At 43.3% G+C, this 17,137-nt stretch carries 15 protein-coding genes and 1 pseudogene; 13 read left to right on the forward strand and 3 right to left on the reverse strand.

All coding sequences use genetic code 11. The features are described from left to right. Positions 1-234: 234 nt before the first annotated feature. Positions 235-1,428 (forward strand): acetate/propionate family kinase, encoded by a 1,194-nt coding sequence (locus R7070_RS09880; protein WP_053350660.1) that lies wholly within the window; start codon positions 235-237, stop codon positions 1,426-1,428. 68 nt (positions 1,429-1,496) lie between these two features. On the opposite strand, the gene R7070_RS09885 is transcribed toward R7070_RS09880, so the two are convergent. After that, the gene (locus R7070_RS09885; protein WP_062730945.1) at positions 1,497-2,426 is read right to left on the reverse strand and encodes a LysR family transcriptional regulator; all 930 of its coding nucleotides are present in this window, start codon (positions 2,424-2,426) and stop codon (positions 1,497-1,499) included. A gap of 128 nt (positions 2,427-2,554) precedes the next feature. On the opposite strand from R7070_RS09885, the gene R7070_RS09890 reads away from it, so the two are divergent. The 4 genes from R7070_RS09890 (at position 2,555) to R7070_RS09905 (ending at position 6,401) form a co-directional block, all read left to right on the forward strand. Then, entirely contained in the window at positions 2,555-3,469 is a 915-nt protein-coding gene (locus R7070_RS09890; protein ID WP_054574368.1) for an alpha/beta hydrolase, read from the forward strand. A gap of 72 nt (positions 3,470-3,541) precedes the next feature. Further along, positions 3,542-4,480 carry an alpha/beta hydrolase gene (locus tag R7070_RS09895; protein WP_017635745.1) on the forward strand — a complete coding sequence of 313 codons (939 nt, stop codon included), beginning with the start codon at positions 3,542-3,544 and terminating at the stop codon, positions 4,478-4,480. A 205-nt stretch (positions 4,481-4,685) separates the two neighbouring features. Beyond that, positions 4,686-4,988 carry a hypothetical protein gene (locus R7070_RS09900; RefSeq protein WP_054574367.1) on the forward strand — a complete coding sequence of 101 codons (303 nt, stop codon included), beginning with the start codon at positions 4,686-4,688 and terminating at the stop codon, positions 4,986-4,988. 393 nt (positions 4,989-5,381) lie between these two features. Continuing rightward, positions 5,382-6,401, forward strand: a complete 1,020-nt coding sequence (locus tag R7070_RS09905; protein WP_054574366.1) for an alpha/beta hydrolase family protein — start codon at positions 5,382-5,384, stop codon at positions 6,399-6,401. A gap of 123 nt (positions 6,402-6,524) precedes the next feature. Here R7070_RS09905 and R7070_RS09910 read toward each other — a convergent pair whose 3' ends face one another. Next, the gene (locus R7070_RS09910) at positions 6,525-7,331 is read right to left on the reverse strand and encodes a sulfite exporter TauE/SafE family protein (RefSeq protein WP_256900414.1); all 807 of its coding nucleotides are present in this window, start codon (positions 7,329-7,331) and stop codon (positions 6,525-6,527) included. A 122-nt stretch (positions 7,332-7,453) separates the two neighbouring features. Between R7070_RS09910 and R7070_RS09915 the strand changes: the two genes are divergently transcribed. From R7070_RS09915 to R7070_RS09940, 6 genes are all read left to right on the forward strand, one after another. After that, positions 7,454-8,248 carry an AraC family transcriptional regulator gene (locus R7070_RS09915; RefSeq protein ID WP_054574364.1) on the forward strand — a complete coding sequence of 265 codons (795 nt, stop codon included), beginning with the start codon at positions 7,454-7,456 and terminating at the stop codon, positions 8,246-8,248. A gap of 338 nt (positions 8,249-8,586) precedes the next feature. Continuing rightward, complete coding sequence (locus R7070_RS09920) at positions 8,587-9,255, forward strand: DUF1826 domain-containing protein (RefSeq protein WP_054574363.1); 669 nt, start codon at positions 8,587-8,589, stop codon at positions 9,253-9,255. A 4-nt stretch (positions 9,256-9,259) separates the two neighbouring features. After that, a complete protein-coding gene (locus R7070_RS09925) occupies positions 9,260-9,730 on the forward strand; it encodes a Fur family transcriptional regulator (protein WP_017821073.1) in 471 nt (156 codons plus the stop codon). 82 nt (positions 9,731-9,812) lie between these two features. Continuing rightward, positions 9,813-11,090 carry an amidohydrolase family protein gene (locus R7070_RS09930; RefSeq protein WP_318141199.1) on the forward strand — a complete coding sequence of 426 codons (1,278 nt, stop codon included), beginning with the start codon at positions 9,813-9,815 and terminating at the stop codon, positions 11,088-11,090. A gap of 44 nt (positions 11,091-11,134) precedes the next feature. After that, the gene (locus R7070_RS09935; protein WP_017821071.1) at positions 11,135-11,695 is read left to right on the forward strand and encodes a carbonate dehydratase; all 561 of its coding nucleotides are present in this window, start codon (positions 11,135-11,137) and stop codon (positions 11,693-11,695) included. Further along, positions 11,685-12,698 carry a CobW family GTP-binding protein gene (locus tag R7070_RS09940; RefSeq protein ID WP_021707804.1) on the forward strand — a complete coding sequence of 338 codons (1,014 nt, stop codon included), beginning with the start codon at positions 11,685-11,687 and terminating at the stop codon, positions 12,696-12,698. Before R7070_RS09935 ends, R7070_RS09940 begins: the two co-directional genes overlap by 11 nt. 207 nt (positions 12,699-12,905) lie before the next feature. Here R7070_RS09940 and R7070_RS09945 read toward each other — a convergent pair. Next, positions 12,906-13,778 (reverse strand): annotated as a pseudogene (locus R7070_RS09945) (aspartoacylase). Positions 13,779-13,925: 147 nt separating this feature from the next. On the opposite strand from R7070_RS09945, the gene R7070_RS09950 reads away from it, so the two are divergent. Together R7070_RS09950 and R7070_RS09960 are read left to right on the forward strand one after the other, a co-directional pair. After that, positions 13,926-15,191, forward strand: a complete 1,266-nt coding sequence (locus R7070_RS09950; RefSeq protein ID WP_139831991.1) for a peptidoglycan DD-metalloendopeptidase family protein — start codon at positions 13,926-13,928, stop codon at positions 15,189-15,191. A gap of 523 nt (positions 15,192-15,714) precedes the next feature. Then, on the forward strand, positions 15,715-16,929 hold the full coding sequence (locus tag R7070_RS09960; RefSeq protein ID WP_085569270.1) for a CobW family GTP-binding protein: 1,215 nt from the start codon (positions 15,715-15,717) through the stop codon (positions 16,927-16,929). The last annotated feature ends 208 nt before the right edge of the window (positions 16,930-17,137 follow it).

Consider the following 17,137-nt stretch of genomic DNA (forward strand, 5'->3'; position numbering starts at 1 on the left):
ATCTGACTTTGTACAAATTGACCTATTCATAAATTATGTTTAACAAGTGATATTTTTTAGTCTTCAAATAAAATCAAAACTTGCTACAGATCAACAAAATTTGTTCAATCAAATCGCTTTTACTAAAAGATTGTTGAAAGATTAAAAAATTATTGAATAATAGAGGGGCAAACAAGAAGTACGCAGCGCACAAGCGCTATTACAACCTCTGCTCTACAACAGGATAACTATTTCATGTCTAATTCGTTTGTACTGGTGATCAACTCTGGTAGCTCTTCATTAAAATTTGCTGTTATTGATTCTGAAACCGGTGAAGCTTTGGTATCAGGTATTGGTGAGTGTTTTGGCCTACCTGAAGCTGAAATCAGTTGGAAATATCAGGGAGAAAAAACCGTTGAAGCAATTCCAGCTGGCGGTAACCATCATCAGTACGCTGTTGAGCGAGTGGTAAAACTACTCGAAACTCTAGGTTTGAGCTCAAAATTTGTCGCTGTAGGCCATCGCATTGTCGCAGGCGGTGAAACCTTTAAAGGAACTGTGAAAGTTGATGAAACAGTTATTCAAGAAGTAGAGCGCCTTGCTGAACTTGCACCACTTCATAACAAAGCGAACGCTGAAGGCATGAGAGCGGCAATGGCGGCGTTCCCTTCACTGCCTCAATTTGCTGTATTTGACACTGCTTTCCACCAAACAATGCCAGCCAAAGCCTTTATGTACGCACTTCCTTACGAGCTTTACGAAGAGCATAAAGTGCGTCGTTACGGTGCTCACGGTACAAGCCACTACTACGTAAGCCGTGAAGCAGCGAAAATGCTAGATAAGCCGGTTGAAGAAAGCAGCTTTATCACTGTGCACTTAGGTAACGGTGCATCAGTGAGTGCGGTTAAAAATGGCGAATGTGTTGATACAAGTATGGGTTTGACGCCGTTAGCTGGCCTAATGATGGGCACTCGCTGTGGTGACCTCGACCCAAGTGTTATCGAGTTCCTTTTCCGTAAAGGCTGGGAAAAAGACGAAGTGTTCGAGATGATGAACAAGAAGTCAGGTTTCTTAGGTGTATCTGGTGTGACAAGTGATGCTCGTGGCGTACTAGAAGCAATGGAAGCGGGGAATTCACGTGCGAAGTTGGCATTTGAGATCTTCACTTACCGCGTTGCGAAATACATTACATCCTACCTCGCGGCTCTGGATTCATTAGACGGCATCATCTTCACTGGTGGTATTGGTGAAAACTCACTACCAATTCGTCGTGAAATCTTGAAAAACCTAAAACTGTTAGGTTTTGTTGAAGATGAGAAAGGTAACGAAGATGCAAGATTTGGTAACGCAGGTGTTATTGCAGCATCTGAGTTGTTAGGTGCCAAAGCTCTTGTTATTCCTACTAACGAGGAATTTGTGATAGCTAAACAATCGGTTGAGCTATTGTAATATATAACGAAAACAGAAAGTTAAAAGCGAGCCTCGTGCTCGCTTTTTTATTTAAAGCAATTTGGTAATTACTCTTTGAGTTTCAGAGCTTCGCGCTTTTCGATTAAAAAATCCATCAAGACGCGGATTTTTTTCGGCATATGCTCTCGTGAAGGCATATATAAATAAAACCCTGGAAACTCTTTGCACCAAGGTGTCAGAACTCGGGTCAATCTTCCCTCATCTATGTGCTTTTCCACCCATAAATCAATATGCTTCACTAAACCCACACCCTGTATTGCAGCTTGTAACATACTATAGTCATCATTAAAAATAGCATTACCTTTAGGCTCGAAAACGAGGGTGCGCTTTGCAACATCTGGAGAGGTTAGCGACCAATGATCAATTGTTCCGCTAGAGGTAAAACGATAAGCAAGGCAATTGTGATCTTCTAAATCCTCAGGAGTTTGAGGTAGTCCATTTTGCCTAAAGTATTCAGGAGAGCTCACTATTGCCGTTGTTAACGGCGGAGTAATAGGGATCGCAACCATATGTTCATCTAAGCTTAATCCTAAGCGAATGCCAGCGTCAACGCCTTCTGCGACGATGTTAGAAAACCCATCATCCATGATTAGCTCTAGGCGTATTTTAGGATAACGAGAGAGGAACTCACCTAGATAGGGCTCAATAAGCAGCCGAGCAGCGGTTCTTGATACACTGATACGGATTAATCCCGAAGGCTCAAGATGAGAGTCGTTCAATTCGTTAACGACCTGCTCAATGTTCACCAATGAAGGTTGCAAAATATCAAGCAGACGTTGGCCTTCTTCCGTCAGCGACATACTTCTGGTGGTTCGATTAATTAACCGAACTTGTAGCTGTTGTTCTAACGCTTTTAGGTGTTGTGATAAGGCAGCACGGGTTACCCCCATTTCTAAGGCTGCTTTAGTGAAACTGCGATGGCGAGCAATATGTGCAAACCACGTCAGTGATGAAATTAAAGAAGGTTCTATTCTCATTTGTTAAGTATAACTAAACAGTCATGTAGATAAAACGATATTTATCCGAAACAGTGTGTTGACTAATATTACATCGAAGCTTAGGTCAGCCTGAGATGAACAGTTAACCTCTAATGGAGAATGTCGCTATGTCTAAAGTCACTTTCAAAAATCTCAATGGTCAAGGTATTGAGATTTCAGCGGTTATCAACTTCCCTACAGATTTTGATGCAAGTAAACAATATGCGGCGGTTGTTGTTTCACACCCAGGTGGTGGCGTAAAAGAGCAAACCGCAGGCCTATATGCGAGTAAACTTGCAAAAAGCGGCATAATTGCCATTGCGTTTGACCGTTCGTATCAAGGTGAAAGTACAGGTGAGCCTCGCCAAATGGAAAACCCTTACACGAGTACTGAAGACGTGAGCGCAGTCGTCGACTATCTGACAACGTTAGAGTACGTCGATAACGATAAAATTGGCGCAATGGGGATTTGTGCTGGTGCGGGCTATAGTGCAAATGCAGCGATCAATGATCGTCGAATCAAAGCACTGGGTATGGTTAGTGCCGTAAACATTGGCCAAATGTTCCGTAATGGTTGGGATAATTCGGTTAACGATGCTGACGCTGTTGGTTACTTAGAATTTGGTTCGAATGCTCGCACAACCGACACGAATGGTACAGAATTCGCGACTATTCCTCTAGCTCCGATGCGTGAAGAAGATGCCTCAAATGCAGAACTACGCGAAGCTTGGGAGTATTACCACACACCACGTTGTGAACATCCAAATGCGCCGGGTTTTGCTCTAACTCGTAACTTAAATCAGATCATTACTTACGATTCGTACCACAAAGCGGAAGCATTCCTAACTCAGCCAATTCTTGCTGTCGTTGGTAGTGACGCAGGCAGCAAATGGATGAGTGATGACCTGATAGAACGTGCTGCGAGTTCAGATAAAACCTTGTATGCCATTGATGGTGCAAACCATATGTCGCTTTATGATGTTGCCGAATACGTCGATGACGCAGTATCCCAACTCGCATCTTTCTTCCAACGCACTCTTTAATATTCCCGATGAAAGGCTCAATTGCTTCGAGCCTTTCTGCTCTCAAGGCTTTTTACTCTTAAGGTATTGATTATGAATATGCAAAAAATCACTTTTAGAAATGCTGATATGTCTTGGGATATGTCTGCATTAATTTTATTCCCAGAAGGCTTCAATGAATCGAAACGCTACCCAACAATGATAAGTGTTCATCCTTTTGGTAGTTGTAAAGAACAAACATCCAGCGCTGTCTATGGTAAAGCCCTTGCTGAGTTAGGTTACGTCGTGATCGCATTTGACGCGAGCTTCCAAGGAGAATCGGGAGGATTGCCTCGCTACGTAGAAGACCCAAGTCAACGTGTTGAAGATATCAGTCGCGTTATCGACTATGCAGTAACTTTACCATATGTCGATGAGAATAGAATTGGTGGACTCGGTATCTGCGGCGGTGGTGGTTACATGATCAATTCAGCCCTAACCGAAAAGCGCTTGAAAGCTGTCGTAGGTATTACGCCTGTTAACTTAGGCCGCTTGTTCCGTGAAGGCTTTAGTATGTACGACCCTATCGCCAATCTTGAAGCTATGGCTGCACAGAGAACAGCCGAAGCTCGCGGCTCAGAGCTGAAAATCGATGAACTTCTTCCTCCAAATATTGAATTTGCAAAAGAAAATGGATTAACAGAACGAGACGTGTTCGAAGCTACTGAATACTACAAAACATCACGTGGACAAACCGAAGGTGGTGCAACTCGTATGCTGTTTTCACATGCACAGAAAACACTGAGCTGGGATGCCTTTGCATTTGCCGAAACGTTATTGACTCAGCCTGTTATGGCCGTGGTAGGGCAAAAAGTCGGGGCGTTTGGTGCTTATCGTGATGGGCAGGAAATTTATGGCCGCTCTGTTCAATCAAAAGACCGACAGCTGGTTAATTTGGAAAATTGGTCTCACTATGAACTGTATGACCATCCAGAAGCAGTCGGCATTGCAATGGACAAGGTTTCTGCATTCCTTGAAACACACTTAAAATAATCTAATAAGTTAGAAGCGTTTTGTAGAGTTGCAAAGCGCTTATTTTTAACAGCGTAAGATGTAGTTCGAAGCGAGTAGGTCGGTAAATCTTCGTGCGAATAACCTCATCTACAGGCTATTGACTAAATACCACTGCCAAATACTGTTTAAGACAATGTACACTGAAACCTAATTAAAGGCGTTAGATAGGAATGAAGTTTAATTTATGCGCAAATCAGATAAGAAGGTCGAGAATCTAATTAGAGAAGTGTTGACCGAAGTTTGTGAAGATACGCTAAAAGGCTACGATGGCTTTCTTTGGGTGACTCATACCGTCAAATTCTCTTCTTTTCCACAAAGCTTAGAAATAGTCTGCGTATTCGAAACGAAGCAAGATCGAGCTAACTTTTTTGAAGGAGAGGGCCGCCAGCATGTTTCCACAACTATTCAAAAGGCATTTAATAAGGCAGGAGTGCAACTAAAGAACGTCAGTAAGCAAATCAGTTACGATACAAAACAAAAGTGTTAGTGCGGGCAGCAATGGTCCGTAATAAAATGGTGCTTGGCTACCTTGCTATAAAAATGCAAAGGGCACTGGATGGGCAATGAAGCTTCAGCTCACTTAGATATACATCGGTGTAACTACGAGTTATGGATTGTGAATACGGTTGGTTTTCTAATGTTGCCTTAAGAGGCCATGATTAGTCGTTTACAATGAGTAAAGTACAAACTTCTGCATGGTGGATATCCGCAGAAAATTATTGAAAAGAAAGGCTCTAGCTGGAGCGGTCTATCATTTTCTTTGGGTTACCTCGACTATGAATAGCTTAATTGCTATGTTTCGCAAAATATATGGAGAATCTCCTGCGCGTTATTTTTCTAGATGCCGTGCAGAATAATGTGTTGACCGGCTGAGGGAAAAATGAAAACCAAAATAATAATGTCTTTTCTACTCGCTACATTGTGTGTCAGTGCCAGCGCCAGTACGAATGAGCCGAAATACCATTCTGCGCTAACAATCAAAACGGCATTCAGTGAAGACAGAGACAAGCCAGTAGAAGTCTATTATTGGTATCCCACAACGAACGAAAAAAACAATTTCACGTTTGGTAGGGGGAACATTTTTAAATCAGTCGAAACGCAGTTAGATGCCCCTTTAGCAAGTGGAAAATTTCCCGTTGTGCTTTTGTCGCAGGGCGGAACACGGTCAGCGTTTTCCCACAGTGGTTGGATAGCCTCGAGCCTGGCGCAACAAGGTTATGTCGTTGTGGTACCAAAGCCTCCTGCACCGAACGAAATCAATGCAGAAATGGCTGTTGATGAAATCACATTCAGAACCAGTGATTTGGTGCTTGGGCTGAACGAATTAAGTTCGGTCGGGATACTGTCCGGAGGCGTAGATACTGATGCAGTGCAGGGGGTCGGCTTTTTTCTGGGCGGCACATCTATGCTGATGCTCTCCGGAGCGCAAATAAGCCCGGAGAAATATCGAACATCGTGTCACAACGCCACCAATGTAGACTGTCATTGGTTACGTGAAAATAACGTTGATATTACCAGCATCCCGGATCAAAAATTCCCCCGATTTCAGTCTGAAAACAAACTGAAATCGGTCGTCGTTATCAACCCTGAGCTAACGAAAACTTTTGTCCCTGAAACTCTGGCCTTGATGAACAATGCTATCACTGTGGTGACGCTTTCTGATCGGCTACATCCCGCACTGACACCAGCCGAATCACTTGTTGATCTTCCCAATGTGACGTTTCAAGAGATCCCCAGTGCGAGTCAGTTTAGTGCGTTCGCAGAATGTACTGAGCGTGGCATTAAAATTCTCGCATCAGAAGGGGAGGAAGCACTTTGCCAGGAGCGTGACGAGGTTTCCAGAAAGGACAATCATCAGCACATTTTGGATGTAATTCTGGCCAGGTTAACAAAGTCATAAGAGTGCAACAATGAGGAGCTTTCTTACACATTGTGTGCTTGGACCAGCAAAGCGAGAAGTAAGTTTTTGCAGGCTTATCCTTTCACCATAGTGCAAGGCCTACTAGTGACCGTGTTATTTGCTCTAACTAAGTACTTGTACCAACATTTTGAAACTTAGAAGAACACACAAAATACCAACGATTTTCTTAAGAACTTTATTTGGGAAATACGCTGCACAACGCACGCCGAGGCTAGTAGTTAAGTAGCTACTAATGGAGAAGCTGAGCATTGCAGGAAGGTATATGTATCCTAATACTAAGTTGTTCCAATCTGTGTTTCCCCATCCGTTTAACATGTAACCGAGGCTTCCTGACAGCGCGATAGGGAAACCTATCGCAGCAGAGGTACCAATAGCACGTTTTACCTCAAAATTTTGCTGGACAAGATAAGGGATGATCAACCCCGCACCGCTTATAGAGACAAGTGCTGATACAGAGCCAATCACCGAGCCTACAGTGATATTACCGATAGCCCCATGTGGGTTCGGATTGTACTCATTTTCAGTGTTGAGAAACATCTTATAAGCAACATACAACATGAATACGCTGAAAAAGCCTGCCAGATAGACTCCTTGTAGATACGATGCTACGAATGTGGCGCAAAATGTTCCGACTAGAACTCCGCTCAACATTTTTCCTACCATAGTCGAGTCTACATTCTCTTTTTTGTAGTGAGCGCGCATGCTGCCCAATGTTGTAATAATCATCGAAGCCATTGATGTCCCTAACGCAAGATGCACTACTTCCGTATCAGCTATTCCCTGTAGTGAAAATAGAAACGCAAAAATAGGGACGGCCATTCCACCACCACCCACACCAACGAGTCCAGCGAGAAAGCCAATGCCCAAGCCTGCTGTAATGTAATAGATAATAAAGATAGGTTCGTTCATGATGGTTCTGCCTTCGATAAAATGATCGTTGCTAAAATGTTACTCGAACGCTAACTTGCTATGGTAACGTTAAGAGGACAGAAAATAATGAATAATGGCCAAAATGGAATTGAGTAAATAAAGTGACAAACTCTGATTACAGCGAATGGAAAAATGGCGCCGCACTGATCGTTAAGGAGTGGCAGCATGAAAGGAGCGACTTCAACCATTTGGATCAACGGCCACATAATTGGCACAGTCATCATCGAGGCCAGTTACTGTGTATAGATGAAGGGCTAATTCAGGTCAAAACCGATGAAGGAACGTGGATACTACCACCTCACCGAGCTGGTTGGATCCCCCCGGGTGCGATGCACAGTGTTTATTTTTGTGGTTCTCTGAAAGGTCGTTCATTACTGTTTACTCCAGAGAGTTGTGAGCGGTTTCCAATGAGACCTTGTGTGATCCAACTTAGCGATGTGTTGAAAGCCCTATCGGTTAGAGCATCGATATGGAGTAAAACAGACGATCTATCCATACAGTCTTTACGTATTCTTGCCGTAATATCCGATGAAATCGTCAATAGCCCTCATGAGTCACTCCACATCCCACTGCCCAGTGATCCGAGACTGCAAAAAGTTACTCAAGCAATTTTAATAGACCCAAACAGCAAGCATTCTGTAGAGCATTGGGCCAATATTGGGGCAGTCTCATCTCGGACGTTAAGACGATTGATTCGAAGTGAGTTAAACATGAGTTTTAGTGAATGGCGGCAACAAGTACTGCTAATACATTCATTAGAAATGATAGCTCGAGGGGAATCGGTGGGAGATATTGCACATGCTTTAGGTTATTCGACGCCCAGTAACTTTATTGCGATGTTTCGTCGGGTCTATGGCGATTCACCCACGCGTTACTTTTCTAATCGCGGAATATAATTTCCGTGCTCGCATGCTCATGATGTTCCCCTAATTATCTTTAATCAAAAAAGGTAAATATTGAAAAGATTAATTGTTATGTTATAACATTGCCTTGTTTGGGGCTCTACAATTTGTTGTTTAAAGAATTGATCTCACAACCAGTAGTCTCCTATTGAGGAGAGTAAACGTTGATTTCTTCACAAGCGCTGTCTGACTTGACTCTACATGGGGTGGGACTGTGTCAATATGTCCGTGAACTAGAGCGAAATCGTAACGATTACTAGGTCTCATAGCCCTAGAAAATCAACGTTATTAAAACCTTTACCTGACCTTTTTAACGCTTGGGAGGAAGATATATGAGCATTGATGTAGTTGAGAACCCGCTTCGTGTCCAAAAAACATCATCGTTGGCGATATCGACATCAGCGAACATACTTAGCGACATCTACAAACCAGAGCACAATATTGCCATATGGCAGCGAACGCTCTCGAAAGAGTTGACGAAGGACATTAATCTGATGCTGGCTCAGGAGCCTAGATTGGCACTGGTACAAAGTGTCACGCCAGATGATGCTGCACAATGGGTACGAAGCAAGTTAGAGGGCTATGCGTGTGCTGATGCGCTGAGTGAAGATGTTGCTTTAATCGTCGATATGTTCTGCTGTTTGTTTGAGGTTAAAGAAGCAGGTTTGAGACTAACTCGCCTAGACAGCCCGATGTGCCCGAAATTTCACTTTGATCGTGTGCCTTGCAGACTTGTCATAACTTATACCGGCCGAGCGACCGAATGGTTAACCAACGATACCATTGATCGCACTAAACTCGGTGCCGGTAGTCTTGGTCAACCTGATCACCTATCGGGATTATACGACTCTGAAAGTGCAATACGACGAATGCAGCCTGGCGATGTTGCCCTGCTCAAAGGAAGTGGTTGGGAAGGCAATGAAGCCACTGGAGTTATACATCGCTCTCCACATGTTGCAGACAATGAACGTCGCTTACTACTCACATTGGATTTCATCTAGAGATATGAGAAAGCTCAAAACGGTAGATGACGTCATGAAGCAGGTAGAGAAAATCTGCCTGCTGCGAGGTAAACAACTCACTACTAAACGGAAATTGATACTGACTTCACTGCTATATGCGGAGAAGCCGCTTTCTGCCTACGAACTAGTTGACTACTGCAATCACAACTTTTCTCAAAACATTCAAGCGATGTCGGTTTATCGAATACTCGATTTCCTTGAAGCAGAGCACTTTGTCCATAAGCTCAATACATCTAGTAAATACGTCGTTTGTTCTCAAATCGCGTGCGATCAGGAGCATGGCGTTCCACAGTTTTTGATTTGCTCTCAGTGTGGAAAGGTTAGTGAAATAGCGGTTGAAGCCAATGTTATTTCTAGCGTATGTGCGAAAGCCATACAAGAAGGCTTCACCGTTCTTAGCCCACAATTTGAGATTTCCTGTGTTTGCGATGAATGCGCAAACCGCCCCCTATGAGGCAGACACACGATCTCCCCTTATAGCTTCACAAGGTGACCGAGTATTGGCCACATTTATAAATTATCTAAAAGAATGAATTATGTCAGCAACATTGATTAAAAACGCTCGGGTGGTCAACGAAGGAGCCATTACCGAAACAGATTTACGTATTGTTGATCAAAGAATTGACAAGATTGCTACTAATATATCCGTACAACACGAAGATATTGTAATTGATGCTAAAGGGGCTTATTTACTGCCAGGCATGATTGACGATCAAGTGCATTTCCGAGAACCTGGGCTGACACATAAAGGCACAATTGCAAGCGAGTCGCGGGCAGCGGTAGCCGGCGGTATTACAAGCTACATGGAAATGCCCAATGTTAGTCCGGCTACAACGACTATTGACTCGTTAGAGCGCAAGTTCGCTCTCGCTAAAGAAAGCTCGTTTGCGAATTATTCTTTCTACCTCGGTGCAACCGAAGACAATCTTGAACAGATTAAACAACTTAACCCCAAACAACATTGTGGTGTGAAAGTATTTATGGGGGCATCAACAGGAAATTTGTTAGTCGAAGCTCCGCAAGCGTTAGAGTCAATTTTTCGTGACTCTCCAGTACTCATTGTTACTCATTGTGAAAGTGGGACTGTTATTAAACAAAACCAGCAAAAGCAAAGACTTAAGAAGTCAGATTTCACTATCGAAGACCATCCCATTTTGCGTGACGAAGAGGCCTGTTACGCTTCATCTTCTTATGCGGTAGAACTTGCCAAAAAGTATCACAGCCAACTACATGTGCTGCACATCACAACGGCGAAGGAGCTAGCACTTTTTGACGAGGGAGACATTCGAGACAAATCAATCACCGCGGAGGCTTGTGTTCACCATCTTTGGTTCAGCAACAAAGATTATGGCGCTCTTGGTAACTTGATCAAATGTAATCCTTCAATCAAGTTTCCTAGTGACCACGCTCCTCACACTTGGCAAGAAAAACAAGTGCCTTACGAGCAGGCTCCAGCCGGACTGCCGTTAGTTCAGCATGCGTTACTTACTCTCTTCGAGCATGTCCGTTTAGGTCATATGAGTTTGACTCAAGTAGTCGAAAAAACTGCGCACAACCCGGCCATTCGCTATGGCATTCAAGGCCGAGGTTTTATCCGTGAAGGTTACTACGCCGATTTGGTGTTGGTTGATGCTCATACCCCAACACGAGTTAGCAACGAAAACAGTTTATATCATTGTGGTTGGTCGCCTTTTGCTGGACATGAATTTTCAGCTCAAATTCAAAAGACTTGGGTCAATGGCGCGCTAGTTTATGACAATAACAAAGTCATCGATAAACCAACTGCAGCGATGCGTTTATCCTTCAATCGTTAAGTCGCTGACCGCAAAGAAAGAGCCATAAACAAACTGGAAGCATTATGTTAAGAAGAAACCCAACGGGCCATATGCCACAGGTGTCCTCAACAGCCTTTATCGATCCAACCGCTATTATCTGTGGCAAAGTCATTATTGAAGATAACGTTTTTATTGGACCCTATGCTGTTATTCGAGCTGACGAAGTTAATAACCATGGAGACATGGAAGCTATCGTCATCAAACGTGACACCAATATCCAAGATGGTGTCGTAATTCACTCTAAGGCAGGGGCTGCGGTGACCATTGGTGAGCGCTCATCCATTGCTCATCGTTCGATTATTCATGGTCCTTGCCAGGTTTGTGATGATGTTTTCATTGGCTTCAACTCCGTCGTGTTCAATAGCGTCATCGGTGAGAGGTGTGTTATTCGTCATAACTGTGTCGTCGATGGCCTCGATTTACCCGCTTATTTCCATGTACCACCGATGACCAATATTGGTGTCGGTTTTGATTTAGAGAGTATCTCTAAAGTGCCGCCAGAATATTCAGCTTTTTCCGAATCCGTCGTTTCTGCCAACCATGAACTAGTCCAAGGCTACCGGAGAATTGCCAATGAACTTTAATAAGCCACTGATTTCGCGAGTGCCGACTAACATCATCACTGGCTTTCTCGGGGTGGGGAAAACATCGGCAATAATGCACTTATTGACCCATAAACCGAGTCATGAACGTTGGGCTGTATTGGTCAATGAATTTGGCGAAGTTGGTATTGATGGCAGCTTGTTACAAGGCCAAAAAAAACAACAAGACCAAGTGTTTATTCGAGAGGTCCCCGGGGGATGTATGTGCTGTGCAGCAGGTCTTCCGATGCAAATCGCCTTAAATCAATTATTGTCTGAAGCAAGGCCAGATCGATTGTTGATTGAGCCTACAGGTCTTGGTCATCCTAAAGAAGTACTGCAAGTGCTATCGACCGAGTATTATCGTCAAATTCTCGCTTTGCAAAAAAACATTACTTTAGTCGATGCACGTAAACTATCGGATCCTAAGTACACTGAGCATGAAACGTTTAACCAGCAAATCACTATCGCAGATACAGTGGTAGGTAATAAGCGCGATCTCTATCAAGATGAAGATGAGCAAAAGCTGACGGCTTATATAGCAAAGCTCGGTCTGCGGGAAACAAAAGTGATTTTCGCTGAACATGGCGCTATCCCTTTTCATGAATGTGAGGGAGCGACTCGTATTGACGTGCAAAAAACGCCCTCTGTTCTTTATCGTGAAAGAGAGAAAAAGTCACTTGTTCCTGAGTTGCCTATGCCTGAGAGCGGCATTCTAAAAGCAACCAATCAGGGGGAAGGTTTCTACAGTATCGGTTGGCGTATATCCGCTGAAAACGTGTTCGATCATCAAAAGCTGAGATTATTGCTGCTCGACCTCAAGGTCGAACGAATGAAAGCGGTTTTTATCACGGGAAGCGGTATTTTTGGTTACAATCTAACATCAGATGGACTCACAGAGTTTGAACTAGACGAGTGTTCAGAAAGCCGCCTAGAACTGATCTCTTCCGGTCTAGATGACCAATTTGAAGATAGATTATTTCGATGTTTGGAGAAGGCATCATGATAGAAAAGAGAAAACTCTCCTTTTAACCATAATGTCTTACCTCCTTAAAATTCTAGTGGGGTTTCTTTTAAAGCTGCGCTTAGGGCACTTATGCTGCCGTATTAGGGTGGGGTTAGTACCCGTATTTTCTGCCTATGCGGTTCAGGCACAGTTTTATTCATGGGGTGAGGTATCCACGTTACACGTGGCCTAATTACTTGCTTTAAGTTACCCGGAAGAAACACGTCTTTTTTTAGCGAGGGCCATTGCTATATTTGCGGTACTGTAGGCGCTCTCATTGATAAAGTGCGGGTAAATTTCCCCTTTGCCATTCTAATGGATATCATAACCAGCGAAAGTCGCTAATAAAGGTGCTCCTGGTTTGACCGCCTCAAAATCTCTGCCACAAATAGTAGGGTGTACTAGTGCTTGCCGCATACCCTCTTGATCAAGTGGAACCCTGATTTCTTCGGTGTAAAAAAACGCCTCATAATCGCTCAGTAAGCCTATTTGGTTGAGGTTGTGCTTTTCAACATAGTCCAATACTGCGGTAAGCATCTGTTTCATCAACTCCAACGTACTGTACTCTAGCGCACCATGTGCTTGCGCCCCGACCTCAATCATTATTCCATATTGCCCAGCAGTACAAAGGTAAGGTTGCTCTTGCCATTCTTTTCGCTCTTCGAAAAGGACATGTGCTGATGGCATTCGTTGTTTGACGTACGCGCCCAGTTTCCGATAAAACACATCGTTAGAAAGCAAAATCAACGTCGCTCCCATATTGCTTGTTGTATTGTGCAGGTCAACAATCAACAGTTTTTCTTGGTTTGCATATTTCTCGATAAATTGATGTGCAATCTTGCTTTCATGCAAATCAGGACAATGATTGCTATTCATTGCTGAGAACTCGCGATTTAAGTCTGTATCGATGTATCGGACGTTGTGTTTTACTGCTTCGGAGTTTGCGATGATCGAGCAGGCTGAAAAGGTTGATCTATTGACAGAGTAACGTTTTTCTTTGATTAGTTTATGTAAATAAATACCAGAAAGTTCGTTTCCGTGTGTTCCTGCAACGATAAGTGCTGAATTGAATGTGTTCATTATTGAGCCTTCTCAAAGAGAATGGGTTGAATGACTGGTTTTCTCTTAGCCAATCCAGTGAACTGAATAAACGTTTACTAAACTGAGTAAAAATAATCATAGATATGTTATAACATAACAATCGTTGTTATTGATACTTAGTTTCTCATGAGTCAGTTTAAATTTATTGCTTTAATCGTTGCTGTGTTTTGTTTTTCGGTCGCTTTGCTTCTACCTACAGAGGATGAGCCAAATCAAGATAGTCACAGCACTCAACTGAATCAAAGCAGTGATTCGTCACCACCTCCATCATCAAAGATAGTGGTTCCCTCAGATAGCAGTTTGACTCCGTTGCCTAAACCTAAACCTAAACAAATACACTACATAGTTAAAGTGGGAGATACGCTCAGTGGTATCTTCGCTCAATTGGGTCTCCCTTACGGTATTTTGCAGCAAATTCTCTCAGTTGATCTTGATCACCTCCAGCTAGATATGATTAAGCCCGGAGAAGAGCTTGAATTAGTGATGGATGACATGGGGCAATTGAGTCGACTAATTTATCATATGAGCCTTGTAGAGAAGGCTATCTACACTAGAGAAAACGATGGCTCCTTCTCTTACGAATTTCAGGAAATTTCAGGGGAATGGCGTGAAACCTTATTTTCGGGAGAAATCAAAGGGAGTTTTTCAGTCTCGGCACATCGAGTAGGATTGGCATCAGGCCACGTCGCAAATATTACGCAGGTGATGAAAGATAAGATTGATTTTGCGCGATCTCTTAGAGCCGGTGACCGTTTCGATATATTAGTGAAACAGCAATATTTAGGTGAACACAAAACTGGCAATAGTGAGATTAAGGCTATTTCTTTTAACTTAGCGAAGGGCGAAGTCGCTGCATTTCTAGCCGAGGATGGACGGTTCTATGATAGAGCTGGTAACAGTTTGGAGCGAGCGTTTAACCGTTATCCTGTCGATAGGGCATACCGCCGAATCACCTCTGGGTTTAACCCTAAGCGTAAACACCCAGTGACGGGAAGAGTCACCCCGCATAACGGAACGGATTTCGCGACACCAATCGGTGCGCCAGTTTATTCTACTGGGGATGGAAAAGTAATTGCGGTCCGCAAGCACCCTTATGCCGGTAATTATTTAGTGATTGAACATAACAGTGTGTACAAAACTCGTTACCTACACTTGAATAAAATCTTGGTTAAAAAAGGTCAAGTTATAAAGCGTGGGCAAAAAATAGCCCTCTCTGGGAATACTGGTCGTTCAACCGGACCACATTTACATTTTGAAGTTTTAGTTCGTAATCGTCCGGTTGATGCAATGAAAGCCGACTTACCTATCGCGAAGTCGCTTCCTAACATCCAGAAACCTTCATTTTTGGCGCGAGTATCAGAGTTTGATTATCTAGTAGAAACGAAAAACTGAGTCCCGACAATTTGTTAGGGCTCAGTTATGCTATTTTGTGTTGTGAGGTTGGAGCAATAGGTGAGTCTCAATATGTGTTCCTAGAAGAATAATGACTGCGATTTTTTCTTTTACGTGCGTCCACATCCGCAACATCGGACGCTTTGCAACAACCTCCGCCTTTGATCGGCCTACGTGAAAACATCACACCAATTGCGAGCATCGCAATACAACTTAGGAAAATAAGAACGGTAAGAACTAAAGTCATAACACCACCTCCTATAAATCGCTGTATTGTCATCTTTCTCCAATTTTATAAACAAAGCAATGGTCGTTTTGTAACCACTTATTATTTTTATCAATAGTCAGACCTTTGCTGGTGATGAAACGTGCTGAGAAACGAAGGAGAGTTCTGAGAAATCAGCCCCTGTGATCTTTACCGATTCTTAAGTTTTGCGTCTAAGACAGCAATTGGATTCCTTCTATAACTCACTAAGCTGTTATGTTATAACATGTGTTTATTCAGAGTTTGTAGGTCAAAGGTATGCCATCAATTCCAGTCACTATTTTGCATGGGTTTCTCGGGTCAGGGAAAACCACTTTTTTACGCAACATTCTTCAACAAGCCGATTCTTCTGGTATTGATCTTTCCGTTATTGTGAATGACATGAGTGAGTTAGACGTTGATGGCGTGCTTATCTTAAATACCGATGCGGTGAGTGAAGAGCAGGGCAACTTTGTCACGATCAGTGGAGACAGCATCAGCAGCCCGAGTGGTGTAAAGCAGCTCGATAAAGCCCTTAAAAAGCTCTGCGCAGAAAAATGGCCAGAATGGATTGTGATTGAAACGTCGGGCAGTAGTCATCCTTTGCCTTTGGTTGAGTATTTTAAAAACAACGCACCATTCGCACTCAAAGACGTGATTACGTTGGTGGATGCGACTTGGTTGCGAGATGACTATCGACAAGGCTCTGCCTTAATTCCGAAGTGGCAAGAGAACGTACAGCAGGGTGTTCGCGGCGTTGAAAACTTGTTGGTAGAGCAAATTATGTTCTCAAACCGTGTCATGCTCACCAAGACGGACAAAGTGGATGACAATACCGTTCGCAACATCGCGCAGGGGATTCATCCGCTTAATGTTTACACCGAGATAATCAAAACGTCATGGGGAAACTTGGATATCCGCATGTTGAAAGGTGAGCAAGACTACAATTTCTTCCTTGTTGAGCAGTTAATCGCAGAACTTCGTGAGACGGTGAATGAGCCGTTGAATCTCTCTGATAAAGACGAACAAAGCCTTGTCGCCAAAGTGATCAAAGATGATCGACCTTTTCATCCTGCGCGTTTGTGGAGTACCTGCCACCAGTATTTAACTAAAGGTGTGTTCCGCAGTAAGGGGTTCTTTTGGTTTCCAACTCGAGACGATGTTTCACTGCTTTGGAGCCAAGCAAGCGGCAATGTGGGGCTTGAAATTACAGGCTTTTGGCGCGCTTCGGTAATCAATGACGAATCGCAAAACTTCACTGAGGAACATCGTCAAATCCTGCAAGATAAGATAGACAGCGTTGAAAGCCGCTTTGGTGATCGTCGTTGTCGCTTAACGGTGATTGGGCAAGAAAACGAAGTCGATGTGTTTATTGATGCGCTGGAAAACTGCTTTTTAACGGATGCGGAACTGGAGCAATGGCAACAAGGGGCAACATTTGAAGATCCTTGGCCAAAGAAAATAGCTAAGTTGAGCCAGAAGAAGACGGTTTGAATGCACTGGTGAGGATTCCCTCGCTACATGTTTGAATCTCGGGTTGTTTCGAGAACGGACTTACTGAATTGGCTCTGTATACCAAAATTGGCTCTGTTGACCCGTCCTGATATGGGTTGACACTTTTTAACTAAAACGCTCGATGTACTTCATCGGGCGTTTTGTATTTTAAAGCCGTATGAGGCCTCATTTGATTATAGATATCTAC

The sequence above is a fragment of the Vibrio sp. 1557 genome, from assembly GCF_033340175.1.
GTDB lineage: Bacteria > Pseudomonadota > Gammaproteobacteria > Enterobacterales > Vibrionaceae > Vibrio > Vibrio alginolyticus.